At 30.7% G+C, this 13,656-nt stretch carries 9 protein-coding genes and 1 other RNA gene; 3 read left to right on the plus strand and 7 right to left on the minus strand.

Translation table 11 applies throughout. The annotated features are described in order from the left end of the window. Positions 1-35 precede the first annotated feature (35 nt). The 5 genes from lysA to LPC16_RS03060 form a co-directional block, all read right to left on the minus strand. Positions 36-1,475: a diaminopimelate decarboxylase gene (gene lysA, locus LPC16_RS03040; protein ID WP_229637711.1), complete on the minus strand. Its 1,440-nt coding sequence runs from the start codon at positions 1,473-1,475 to the stop codon at positions 36-38. A 442-nt stretch (positions 1,476-1,917) separates the two neighbouring features. Further along, positions 1,918-2,934: a 30S ribosomal protein S1 gene (locus LPC16_RS03045; RefSeq protein ID WP_229637669.1), complete on the minus strand. Its 1,017-nt coding sequence runs from the start codon at positions 2,932-2,934 to the stop codon at positions 1,918-1,920. 278 nt (positions 2,935-3,212) lie between these two features. Then, positions 3,213-3,565: RNase P RNA component class A (gene rnpB / locus LPC16_RS03050), an RNA gene on the minus strand. A 240-nt stretch (positions 3,566-3,805) separates the two neighbouring features. Continuing rightward, positions 3,806-4,234 carry a tellurite resistance TerB family protein gene (locus LPC16_RS03055; protein WP_229637670.1) on the minus strand — a complete coding sequence of 143 codons (429 nt, stop codon included), beginning with the start codon at positions 4,232-4,234 and terminating at the stop codon, positions 3,806-3,808. Between the two features lie 43 nt (positions 4,235-4,277). After that, complete coding sequence (locus tag LPC16_RS03060; RefSeq protein WP_229637671.1) at positions 4,278-5,639, minus strand: 16S rRNA (cytosine(967)-C(5))-methyltransferase; 1,362 nt, start codon at positions 5,637-5,639, stop codon at positions 4,278-4,280. Positions 5,640-5,927: 288 nt separating this feature from the next. On the opposite strand from LPC16_RS03060, the gene LPC16_RS03065 reads away from it, so the two are divergent. Together LPC16_RS03065 and rpsD are read left to right on the plus strand one after the other, a co-directional pair. Beyond that, positions 5,928-6,641 (plus strand): precorrin-2 C(20)-methyltransferase, encoded by a 714-nt coding sequence (locus tag LPC16_RS03065; RefSeq protein WP_229637672.1) that lies wholly within the window; start codon positions 5,928-5,930, stop codon positions 6,639-6,641. 343 nt (positions 6,642-6,984) lie between these two features. Then, entirely contained in the window at positions 6,985-7,593 is a 609-nt protein-coding gene (gene rpsD / locus LPC16_RS03070; protein ID WP_040055274.1) for a 30S ribosomal protein S4, read from the plus strand. Positions 7,594-7,920: 327 nt separating this feature from the next. Here rpsD and LPC16_RS03075 read toward each other — a convergent pair whose 3' ends face one another. Then, the gene (locus LPC16_RS03075; RefSeq protein WP_229637673.1) at positions 7,921-9,096 is read right to left on the minus strand and encodes a M20 family metallopeptidase; all 1,176 of its coding nucleotides are present in this window, start codon (positions 9,094-9,096) and stop codon (positions 7,921-7,923) included. Positions 9,097-9,658: 562 nt separating this feature from the next. After that, positions 9,659-10,804, minus strand: coding sequence for an anhydro-N-acetylmuramic acid kinase (locus LPC16_RS03080; protein ID WP_229637674.1), 1,146 nt, complete (start codon positions 10,802-10,804; stop codon positions 9,659-9,661). Between the two features lie 715 nt (positions 10,805-11,519). Here LPC16_RS03080 and LPC16_RS03085 point away from each other — a divergent pair. Next, a complete protein-coding gene (locus LPC16_RS03085; RefSeq protein WP_229637675.1) occupies positions 11,520-13,487 on the plus strand; it encodes an ABC transporter ATP-binding protein/permease in 1,968 nt (655 codons plus the stop codon). The last annotated feature ends 169 nt before the right edge of the window (positions 13,488-13,656 follow it).

Consider the following 13,656-nt stretch of genomic DNA (forward strand, 5'->3'; position numbering starts at 1 on the left):
TGACAAGATGGATGATTAATAAGAACAGAAATAAATTATAGAAGGCAATCAGGCAGGAGCCTCTGGGGTAAACAGTCTTGTCTAACTAGATCGTCATAAGTTTCCCGTCGTACAATCAAACTAGCTTCTCCATGATTAACTAAGACTGCAGCCGGACGTGGTATGCGATTATAGTTCGAGGCCATACTATAGTTATATGCTCCTGTTCCCATTACTACTAGAATATCTCCTGTACGAGTTTGAGGCAACTGAGCATCTTTGATTATTATATCTCCAGATTCGCAATGTTTTCCGGCAATAGTAAATGTTTCAGTAATTTTTTTTGACATTTTATTGCCTATAAGAACACTATAAAGTGATTTATAAGTAATGGGACGAGGATTGTCAGACATTCCTCCATCTATGGCAAGGTAAGTACATAGACCAGGAATCTCTTTACGACTACCTATGGTATAAGCAGTTATACAAGCAGAACCTATTAATGATCGACCAGGTTCTGCTATTAGTTTTGGAAATGATAGGTTGTTTTCCATACAAGCCTCCATGACTGACTCACTAACAGTTTTAACCCATTCTTCAATACTTGGAGGATCATCACTATGAGTATAAGAAATACCCAATCCTCCTCCAATATTTAATTCAGACAGGATCAACCCTAACTCTTGAGCTTTCTTAAACCATTTGACCAAAATAAAAGCAAGATCATGATGTGGTTGTTTTTCAAAAATTTGAGATCCTATATGAGAATGTAGGCCTAGACAATCTAAAACTTTTTGTTTAATGACATAGTTAATAACAGCCTCAAAATCATTTAAACTAAATCCAAACTTACTATCTAAATGTCCTGTCTTTATATATTCATGAGTATGGCATTCAATTTCTGGAGTTAATCTTAGTAGAATACGAATAGATTTTTCTGGTAAGTCATTGCCAAGCTTTACTAAACTTTGGAGCTCTAACCAATTGTCTACAACTATGTTGCAGTTGGAATTTATGGCCAGACGTAATTCGTCTAAAGATTTATTATTACCATGAAAATAAATTTTATTAGCTATTTCTAGCTTAGAATATCCTAGCTTTGACATTGCTATTTGAGCAGTATAAAGCTCTCCACCTGAAACAACATCAAAACCTAAGTTTTCAGTCGCGATAACTCCAATTACTGAGAGGCAACTCCAAGCTTTTGAAGCATAAATCACTTGAGATGGGCCTTCGTAATAAAGATTAAAACTATCTCGATATTGTCTGCAAGAAGTTCTTAATGTTATTTCATCAAGAACATATAAGGGGGAACCAAATTGCTCTACTAAATTCTTAATATTACACTCACCGATTTCTAAGTAATCATTGTTTACTACTTTAGATGTTAATGGTAACAAGCAGTGATTGGATGATTTTTGTAAAATTTTATTAGTATATTTCGATATATAGTCTTGCCCTGTACGGAAAATATATTTTGGTTCTAATGCCATAATTTCCTGACCTTGAGTAATTTGGGTACTAAAATAATTAAAGAATTTAAAGTCTATTTTAAAATTATCCAAATATCATTTAAAGGTTATATTAAACATCATACTATGGCTTTTTCTATATTAATACTTAGATTGAGAGTAATTAACAATAATTCTATAACTTCAAGCACAAAATATATTACAAGCAGCTTTGTACATAACAGTTTATGATGTTTGTTATTTTCGTGTCGTATTTAAATAAAACTTTTAATTTTTTTGATCTAGCAGAGGCTACAGACAATATTCATCACTAATTTTGAGTACTATTATTATTTCTTAAAATTAATAGCTAATATTGATTTTAATCATATTAGGTTTAAGGCTGAAATTATATATTACAGTCTTAAACCTAATCCAATTCAAAGAGAAAAAGTATTTTACTCAATTAAGTATCAATATAGATAATTTATTCTTCAGAAACATCCGTAGTAGCAACTATTTCTTCTTGAGCTTCATCTACATCTAATGCAGAAGGGATATTTTCTATTATACTTTCTCCTTCTTCAGGTATTTCTCTACCTTCCGCCTCTGCAAGAAGCTTTTGACGATACTTCTCAGCCATTTCTTCTGCTTTTTCAAACACCACATCTCGATTTTTCAACATATCCCCAGGCTCAGGTTCAAGCTGTTTTGTCGACAAGGATATTCTTCCTCTTTCAGCATCAAGATCAATAATCATAACTTTCAATTCGTCGTTAACTCCGAAAACACTGTGAGGAGTGTCAATATGGTCATGAGAAATTTCAGAGATATGTAAGAGTCCGCTAACTCCTCCTATATCAATAAAAGCACCATAAGGTTTAATTCCACGAACAGAACCAATAACAACCTGTCCTACTTCTAAACCGTTCATTTTACGTTCAACTAATGCACGACGATGGCTAAGAACTAGACGGTTTCTTTCTTCGTCAACTTCAAGGAATTTTAAAGGTAATTCTTCCCCAACCAAATCTTCTTTGGCTTCACGAGTACTTATATGAGACCCTGGTATAAAACCTCGCAATCCCTCAATTCTTACAAGGGCACCTCCTCGGTTTGTCGCAAAAACATTAGAGCGTACAGTTGCGTCTTCTTCTCTTAATTGACGTACTCTTTCCCAAGCTCGCATATACTCGATACGTCTAATAGACAAGGTTAATTGTCCATCTTCGTTTTCATCAGTTAAAATGAAGAACTCTCTTGTCTCATTTGGTTGAAGAACTTCGTCAGGGTCATCTACTCGGTTGATTGACATTTCCTGAATAGGAATATAAGCTGCAGTTTTTGCTCCAATGTCAATTAGTGCACCTCTTGGCTCCATACTGAAAACAGTACCAGGGACAATGTCTCCGGGACTGAAATGATAGTCATATTTATCAAGAAGTGCGGCGAAATCTTCGTGGGTAAAACCAATATCGTTAATTGTTGCTTTCTGATCTACCATGTATTTTCATCTTCCTATATCTAAATCTTTGATAATTAATAATGCCTCCTGTTGATACATGTTTTCTAATTCTTGGGTATTTACCAAAAAAGTTATACCTTAATTGAATTAGTTACCATAAAAAATATTCTTCTTAAATTTGAGATAACAAGAATAAATCTAAAAGATTGATTTATTATTTTGTCAATCAGTAGCAGGGTGCAGACTCTTCATCATATCACCATTTATTATAACTTATATTAATTATGATGTTAATTCGCCAAGAAAAATTTAGATGAAAAAAGAGTTAGACATAAGCCGGATTCTGTTCTAAAGGAGAGTCATCTATCTAGGATACTTGTTACCAAATATCTCTTGCGGTACACCTAAATGGGATTGGAAAAAGATCAACCATTTTATCCCTCCGACCTTGCTCCCAACTGGGGTTTGCCGAGCCAGTACCTCACGATACTGCTGGTATGCTCTTACCATACCTTTGCACCCTTACCTTGTTATTAAGGCGGTATTTTTCTGTGGCACTATCCTCACGCTCGCGCGCACTGGGTATTATCCAGCAAGTCTGATCTTTTGGGAGTCCGGACTTTCCTCAGATTATTTTGTTCAAATAACCCGTAACTCTCTCGCTAACTCTTTAATAGTATATCTTAGTATTTTTTACAAAATAATTTCAATTTTTTATGTATCTCAGAAATAATACAATGCTAAAAATAGAATTTTTTAGCATAAAATTAAATATTTTTTACTCTAATTGATAAAAGCAGATCAAATAAAAAATAACTATTATCTAGGATAAAAATACATTCTACTATTTTAAAGTGGACCAACTTATTTATTGTTAGCTTGTGATCTATAAAAAAATTGATTATGCTCTCTAATTTTGAACTATTTTATCAATGGCATTTCTGAACATTTTTTGTAAAATTTTAACAGTCCTAGCAAAGCTTAATTGATAATAATTCTGTGAAGGATCAAGAAACTGTAATTTATTCAATAACTGAGCCTCTTGTATCTGAATGTCTCCATCACTATAAATTAAAGCACTTAAAGATTCTAGAAGTTCTTGATAATCTTCTCTTGTTGGATTATTGCCTAAATATTCTTCTAACCATTGATAGCATTGATTTGCTTTAATCGGTTTTAATTCTGATAAAAAATACTGTAATTCTATATCTTTGGATAATCCATGATATTCTAATATGTACTTTAGATAATTTCTTTCCTCCATTTGAATAATCCCATCTATCCAAGCAACTCCAATTAAAATTTTAAGTAGTTGCTTATTTTTATACTTTCTATTCATTATCTATTGACTAAGTCCTTAATATACTTTAACAACTAGTTCTCTAATATATTTTAGTAGAATTTTTTCGTAATTTCACCATAAAAAATCCATCCATATAATGTTGGTGAGGAAATATTTGTAAGCATCCTGATGGTGTGATGAAAGGTGAAAAAGGTTTAGAAAAAAGGGGTTTTTCAATGTGCCATTCAGGATTGTCTTTAAGAAAATTGTGAACAATTATTTCATTCTCTGCGATATTTAAAGTACATGTAGAGTATACTAGTACGCCATTTGGTTTTACCCATTGAGCTGCTCTATGTAGTATTTTCTTTTGCATTATTGATAACTGCTTTATTTTTTCCGGAGTTTGTCTCCATCGAATATCTGGATTTCTGTGTAAAGTACCTAATCCAGAACAAGGAGCATCTATAAGGACACGATCAGCAAAGTTAGTAAATTGTTGTAGGTAGCGACTGTCTCCTTTAATGAGCTTAATTGATTTCAATCCTAATCTTTCTACATTCTGTTGAATTTTTCCAAGACGAGATGAAATACGATCACAAGCTAAGATTAATCCTTTGTCTTGCATTAATTCAGCAATATGAGTAGTTTTTCCTCCGGGTGCAGCACAGGCATCAATAATTATATCTCCTACTTTTGGATCTAACAGATAGCTAACTAATTGTGCGCTAATGTCTTGTACTGTCCAATTTCCTTTCATAAATCCTGGTAAATTTTTTATATCACCTATTTTTCCTTTTAGTCTTAATGCGTAGGGTAAATATGGTAAGTATTCTACATTTACCTTAGCCATAATCAGGTTTCTTCTTACCTCCTCAATAGTAGTTCTAAGACTATTTATGCGTATATCAATTGTTGGAGACTGATTGAACCAATAACATAGTTTTTCTGTAGTACTTTTTCCCCATCTTTGGTGCCAATGTTCAACTATCCAACTAGGAAAACTATATTTTATTCCTGTAATATTGGAAGAACTTCCTGATAGTGTCAACTGATAGTTTCTTTTTTCTCTTATCCTGATGTATTTTCTTAGTATTGCATTAACAACCTTAGAAAGACCGTTCAAATTATTATTTTTTGCAAGATCTACACTTGTATTAACAGCTGCAGATGGAGGAATATGGTCAAGATATAAAAGTTGATACAGTCCAATATGGAGAATACGGCGTAGAACTGGTGATTGCTTTTGAGATTTTTTGTTTCCTAACTGATCAATTAAATTGTCTAAGGTCCGTTGACAACGTATTATTCCATAAACTAACTCTGTACATAAACTACGATCATTTTTATTTAAAATAATATCTTTAAGAGCATGGTTTAAAGATATGTTAATAAAACTATTATTTTTATCTATCTCTCTTAAAACTTTTAAAGTTAGTTCACGAACATTTGAAACTTTCAAAATATAATGTTATCAAGAATTAAGCTACAGGCTGGAATGATTAGAAATTTAAAATCAATTGTGTAAATACATTAAAATTATATAAACAATATTAAAAAATTGCTACCATACAGCGTTATTTAATTTTATTAAATGACTGAATTTCAACAAATGATAACAACAAAGCCATTCCTAAAATTACAGTTTTTATAAAATAATAGAAAGAGAACTTGAACTTAAATAAACATGGTATTAAAAAATTAACAAGTCTAATATGCAATTATCAAATAACGTATCAAATTTTTAGAAATGAATAAAACAACAGGAACTTTATATGGAATTAGTATGGGACCAGGTGATCCTGAATTAATTACTGTAAAAGGAAAAAGATTATTAGAAGAGACACCTGTTCTGGCCTTTCCCACAGGAATATTAGGTAAGAAAGGAGTAGCTGAAGAAATAATTTCTTTTTGGGTCGATGATAAACAAATAAAATTACCTTTATGTTTTCCTTATGTGAAAGATAAGAAACAATTGAGAGAAGCTTGGAAAAAAGCTGCTCTTGATATTGGAAATTATCTTTGCAAAGGGATAGACGTAGCTTTCACTTGCGAAGGAGATATAAATTTTTTTAGTACTTTTACATACTTAGCACAGTTTATACTTAAAAAATTCCCTCAAATTTCAATAAAAACTGTTCCTGGTGTCTGTTCTCCATTGGCTTCTGCTTCTGCTCTAGGTGTTCCATTAACTTTTTATTCCCAAAATTTAGCTATTCTTCCCGTGGTCCATAATGTAAACGATATTCGGGTAATAGCGAATTGGGCTAATGTAATTGTTTTGTTAAAAGTAAGTTCTGTTTATACTCATATATGGGATATCCTACAAGATCTAAATTTGTTACAAAACGCTTCTTTGATCGTTAGAGCTACACAATTAGAAGAAAAGATATATACAGATTTAACTAATTATCGTTGTTTATCTATTCCATATTTTTCTTTAATGGTTATTCAAACCAATTAACTAGAAAATCAGGACAAACAATGTTAATAATTCAAAATATTTACTAATAGAAAATATTTTGAATTATTAACATTGTTTGTCTAGACGTATTAATATATTGTTACGAGATGATTAGTTTTAGTAGACTATATTTTTTAGCTTAGAAATAAGAGATAACTTATTTTTATAAATTCATTTTCATGTTTTCAGTGGCAGTAGAAAATAAATATCAGTTTTAATCAAATAATAGATTATTATATATGTTATGTTAGCTTAATTAACAAACTTTAAGAAAATAAAATCTTATTTATTTCTCTAAAGCTGCTATAATAAAGCTTTTGTATACTAGGAGAAAACTAATTACATGTCTCGTTATAGAGGGCCTCGCCTTAGGGTTGTACGAAGACTTGGAGAACTTCCAGGATTAAGTAGAAAAAACCCTCGTCGCACTTATCCACCTGGACAACATGGTCAGGGTCGTAGAAAACGTTCTGAATATGCTGTGCGACTCGAAGAAAAACAAAAACTTCTTTACAATTACGGTGTAACTGAAAAACAGCTAATTCGTTACATGAAGAAAGCTCGTCGTGCCACTGGTTCTACAGGACAAAAACTATTGGAACTTTTGGAAATGCGTTTAGATAACACAGTATTTCGTTTAGGAATGGCTGGAACTATCCCTGGTGCTCGCCAGCTCGTAAACCATTGTCATGTATTAGTAAACGGACGTATTGTTAATATTGCTAGCTATCAATGTCGCGCTGGGGATGTTATTTCTGTTCGAAATAACGATAATTCTCGCCGTATGGTAGAAACTAATATGCAATATCCCGGATTAGCTAATCTTCCTGAACATCTAGAATTTGATAAAAACACTTTCACTGGTAAAGTTAACGATGTAATTAAACGTGAATGGGTTGCACTACAAATTAATGAGCTTCTAGTTGTTGAATATTATTCTCGAAAAGTATAAGCTAGATAAACAATTTTATGATTGTTTATTCTGCATGTGAGATAGAGGTTGCTTAGGCAACCCTTACCAATTTAACTCTGTCACTTTTCCTACACAAAAGTCAGTTGAATATAAGAATATAAAAATTAACAGATTAAGCAACTTCTCTAAAACATACTTACACTAAATAATTTTTTAGTTACTTTAGATTTAAACTATTCTATAAATTTCTGTGACGGTATTTTATTCAGATATTGAAGTAAACGATAATAACTCTATAGTATTTAGACCCCAGATATCTAATATCTTTATTTAGGTAATTCTTCTTTGTTTATAAAAACTTGTATATTATTTTTCCCAGTACTTATAAGCTGTATAAGCTAAGGTAGTTATTCCTACTGCAATAGCAGATTCATCTATATCAAATAAAGGATGATGTAAAGGATGATTTATCTTATTTGAATAGCCAGTGCCTAGTCGGAACATTGTTCCTCGTGAATATTGCAAGTATGAAGAAAAATCTTCTGAGCCTAATGATGGTTCAGATAAAATTTTAATTGAATCATTTCCCCATGCCTCTCGAGAAGCTTCTTCTAGAATACTGGTAAGATAAGTATCATTTTGAACAGAAGCTACTCCCCATCGATAATCAATTTCATATTTAGCATTATGAGCTTTACAAACATTAGCAATAATAGTCTCTATCCATTTAGGTAATTGAGCACGAGTTTCAGGATGTAATGAACGTATTGTACCAGTCATTTTGACTCGATCCGCAATAATATTAGGAGCATGCCCTCCAGCAATTTGTCCAATTGTTAAAACTAAAGGATGCAAGGGATTTTGAGTACGGCTGATAGCCTGTTGTAAAGTCGTAATTATTTGAGATGCGATCCATATTGCATCTACAGCTTCGTGAGGTCGAGCTCCGTGCCCTGACTCACCTTTAATGAACACTTCAATATCATCTACCGCAGCTGTTAGTGTTCCATACTTAATGCCAATAGAACCTGCAGGAAGAGAAGGAAAAACATGAACTCCAATAATTGCATCAACATTATTCATTACACCATCTCGTACCATCCATTTAGCTCCTTGAGCTATTTCTTCTGCAGGTTGAAATAGAAAGCGAACATGACCTCTTAGTTCTTTTTTTAACATAGATAAAATAATCGCAGTTCCTATGCCTACTGTAGTATGAACATCATGACCACAAGCATGCATTATTCCAGGATTATAAGAAGAAAAATTTAATTTAGTTTTTTCTTCTATAGGTAGGGCATCCATGTCAGTACGAATTGCTAAAACACTAGTTTTTTCAGAATCGTTGATTAAATGCCCTACAACTCCTGTTTTACCAATAAATTTTTCTACAGGGATATCATAAGAAGAAAGTATATTTGCTACATAAGCAGCTGTCTGATGTTCTTTCCCACTTAATTCTGGATAAGAATGTAAATGTCGACGAATCTCGACAAATCTAGGCAGAAGATCTCTAACGAGATTTTTTATTTGGGATAGCATAAAAGTCTTATAGATTATTGTAATGTTAATAGTACTAGCTAAATATTAGTACTATTAACATTACAATAATCTATGGAGTTTAAGAACTTTTTAAGTATTAAATTCATAATTATTAGTACTAGTTATTGAACTTATAAAAATTAATTAACTTAAAACTATTTAGGTAGAGTACTTAGTAGTTTAGTAATATGGCAAAAATCATATTTATAGTAGAAAGTAAAGCTACGACCAACTCATAATCAGATAGGCCTAACAAAGATATTTCTTAAAGCTTAATTTTTATTAAACAATATAAAATAATAACTGTGAAACATAACTAAGACTATTCAATATAAAAATATATTTAAAAAACTAAAATAATCTGTTGATTCTGAAACTCTTAAAAAAGATATAATTATTCTAAAGATTAAATTAATTACATTACAAATTGTCTCAAAACTTAGTTATGTAAATAATTAAAATTGCTTTAGTATTTATTTACATAGTTAGATCACTGATTCTCATAAACGACTTAAAACTTTTTAATTATTTTTACAAGAAGTCAATAAATATAATTGAGGTTTTAGAAAGGAAGATAAACATCACCAAGTAACATTGAGTAGTAAGCTCCAGTAACTTGTGGCAAACTACCTGGTATTTTACTCACATATCTCCAATAGGCCAGAACTGCAAAAGAAATTGCTTCTTTAAAGTCACTATTTAGACCAACCTCAGTAGTCGTTTTTACTATAGTATTTTGGGGAGAATGATGATTAATACGTTCTTTTAAATAAAGATTGTGACTACCTCCTCCACATAACAATATTTCATCAATAGGATATTTAATAAAATGCTTATAACTATTAGTAATAGAAATTGCAGTTAACTCTGTAATAGTAGTTAAAAAATCTGTCTCGGATAACTTATAAGCTTGAGCATCATTCCAACAATATTCTAAATATTCTTCTCCGAAAAGTTCTCTACCAGTAGATTTCGGAGGCTTTTTGTGAAAAAAATCATGATTTAACCACTTTTCAATTAGTTGATAATTAGGTTTACCCTGAGATGCCCAAATCCCATTACTATCATAAAACTGTTTTCCATTACTTAACTTGTTAATAGTTAAATCAATCAACATATTTCCTGGCCCAGTGTCCCATCCTGTAATGTTTTTATACCAATCTTCTGTACATTTTGGTGGTAAATATGTAACATTACCGATCCCGCCAATATTTTGTATACATCTATGATAGTGAGGATGACTTAATAGACAAGCATCCACTGCTGATACTAGTGGTGCTCCTTGACCACCAGCAGCTATGTCGGCAGCCCGAAAATTATTAACTGTTGGGATGCCTGTAAGATTGGCGATAATTTCTCCTCTACCTAATTGAATTGTATATCCTATGCTATTTATGGCCGGTGGTCGATGAAATACAGTTTGTCCATGAGATCCAATTAACTCTATGGGAAAATGCTTTTTTCTAACTTCTTTAACAACATTTACAAAGGATAAAGCAATTTCTTCATCTAATTTCGCAAATTCTTCAATTGATAAAGAATTACCTTCAGCAACCCTCAAAATTTGATTTCGGATTTTCTCTGGATAAGAGTAACTAATATTCAATAGATATTTAATTCTTAGATCAAGCTTACTTCCTTGGATTTTTATTAATGCTGCATCAATACTGTCTACTGATGTACCACTCATTAGTCCGAGACAATACATATCTAAAATTAATTTTTTGTAAACTACAGCTTTTTAAAGCTTATCTTAGTATATATGCAATTATTTTTATAACATAACTAACTTATTAAAATATTTCATCCGACATTTATTAAAATTGTAATATTAAATGTAATATATTCTATCAAATAGACAACATTAAATTTTTATATCTACATAGTATCTTGTAAAGTAGATATTTTTAAAAAATAAAGAATAAAAACTCTAGAACGCTATTAATAACAAATTTGTATTTATCAAAATACTTACTCTAAAAAATAGTGAAATACAAGTTAAAAAGATTTATTTCTAATTGTTAAAAATATTTGGAGTATATAAAAGAGGTTAAAATAACTTTTTTTTAATTTTATTAATACTATGAAAATATTTATACTTAAGAAAAAGATTATGTTCTTATGCTAAAAACTATATTATATAAATATTACTAACTTAAAATATTTTTACTGTACTTAACTTAAGTTATCTAATGGCCCAGTTAAATTAAAAAAAATTATACTGAGATATTAGTATAGTTTCTATGGCAACCTTAAAATGTTTATCACAGTGATCAAGCTAATTATTTTAGCTTACACAAACATAAAACTAACAAAGTATTACTAATAGTAACATCTTTAAAATCTCAACTTTTATTAACCAATCTTACTCTTAAACTTTTTATTGAGAGGCAATTGATATTTTATACTAATAACACTTCATAATGCCTAAAATCCGATTAAAATTCAACCAAAAGCTTATTTCATATTTCTTTGAAACAGCACAGCCTTATTTTTTCCCTATCAATAATAATCAGACATGGGTGTTCTGCACATTGTTAGTAACACTGATTGTTATGATTATTAGTTTAACTTATTTCATAACAATTGGAGCAACGCTACTAACTAATACAGTTTTTACCAATTTTTCTAATATCATTACTAATGGTTTTATCGGCAAAATTAATAGAACTTTAGACTCAAAGATTACTAGTTATGTAGCTATTATTTTGTTAGCTAGTAGTTTAATTTTTTTATCACAGTTCTCTAAAATAGGTAAGAAATGGAAACAGTGGTTTTTGTTAGGATCACTTCTTTTCCTTTTACTAGTTGTTAATGGATTAAGGCTCATTATGAGCTATGTATTCCGTTTTATAGATACTGCCTTAACGGAGAAAAATGCAGATGTCTTTTGGCAATTTATGATAGTTTATGGCTTGGTACTGATTTCTGCTGTACCGATTATTATAATTTATCGCTATACTAGAAAAAAACTGGGACTAATGTGGAGAAAATGGCTTACAAAGCATTTTTTAAGCCGTTACTTTAGTTACCGTGTCTACTATAAATTAAATTCAGAATATCTTAAGAAAGAAGTAGATAATCCTGATCAGAGAATAACACAAGATATAAAGTCTTTTACAATCGTTACTCTCGATTTTTTACTTGATTTTTTTAATTCAATCTTAACTTTGGTATCTTTCTCTTATATTTTATATACCATATCAGATAGGTTAACATATGGTTTATTGGTCTATGCAATATTTGGTACTACAGTAGTTTTAATTGCAGGAAATCGTCTAATTAAAATTAACTACGCTCAATTGCGCTTAGAAGCAAATTTTCGTCATAGCATCTTAAGAATTAGAGACTATGCTGAGTCAATAGCTTTTTATAGAGGAGAATTTTTAGAAAACAAACAAGTTACTAATAAGTTAAAAAAAGTTGTTAAAAATTTTAACTTATTAATTATTTGGCAGTCTATTATTAATCTTTTTCAATTAGGATATAATTACTTTACACGATTAATACCATATATCATGATTGCTCCTTTATATTTAAAAGGAGAATTAGACTTTGGATCTATCGCCCAAGCAACTGTTGCATTTAGTCAAGTCCTAGAAGCTCTTTCTTTAATAACTAACCGAATTCCAGAAATTACAAAATTTGCGGCTAGTATTAATCGTCTAGGAGAATTTTATGAATCAATGAATCCAGGATTATTGCAGGAAGAAGAATTGAATAGTGACTTAATTCATATCGAAAAATTTCCTGTTATTATTCTACAGAATGTCTCTTTATATCCTCCTAATTCCCAGAGAAAATTAGTTAAAAATATTACTGTTCGTGTTGATAAAAGTAATAATTTATTGATTATGGGAACTAGTGGAACTGGCAAAAGTTCCTTACTTAGAGCTATAGCTGGGCTTTGGACTTCAGGGTCTGGGACAATTTTTCGTCCTAGTCCGAAAGAAATATTGTTCTTGCCCCAACATCCATACATGATTTCAGGAAGTTTAAAAGAACAGTTGCTATATCCTGACATGGGGAAATATATTACACAGAATCAGTTAGATAAGATATTAGTAGCTGTAGATTTACAGAATTTAAGAAGTCGTTTTCAAGACTTTGATATAAGAGAGAATTGGAGTAGTGTATTATCCTTAGGAGAACAGCAGCGTATAGCATTTGCTAGAATTCTAATTACTAAACCCCGTTATGTTATTTTGGACGAAGCGACTAGTGCTTTAGATGAAGAAAATGAAGAGTCTCTCTATCACAGCTTATCCACTTCAGAGATTAGCTACATTAGCGTAGGCCACAGACCAACCTTGACTAAATATCACCAACAGATATTAACCATCATGGACGAAGGAAATTGGGAACTAGAAACTCACAAAATTTATAGTTGAGAAAAAATACTATTTAATAAATTTTAACTTTTTTATTTTTTAAATCAGAAAATTACTATTTTATGATTACTAAACATTAAAATATTCTTTATGTCTTATTTATTTATTTTTAGTAAACATAAATAAACTATTAGATAATGTATAAAGACTTATTTACATGATGTTACTT

This window comes from cyanobacterium endosymbiont of Braarudosphaera bigelowii (assembly GCF_020885515.1).
GTDB lineage: Bacteria > Cyanobacteriota > Cyanobacteriia > Cyanobacteriales > Microcystaceae > Atelocyanobacterium > Atelocyanobacterium thalassa_A.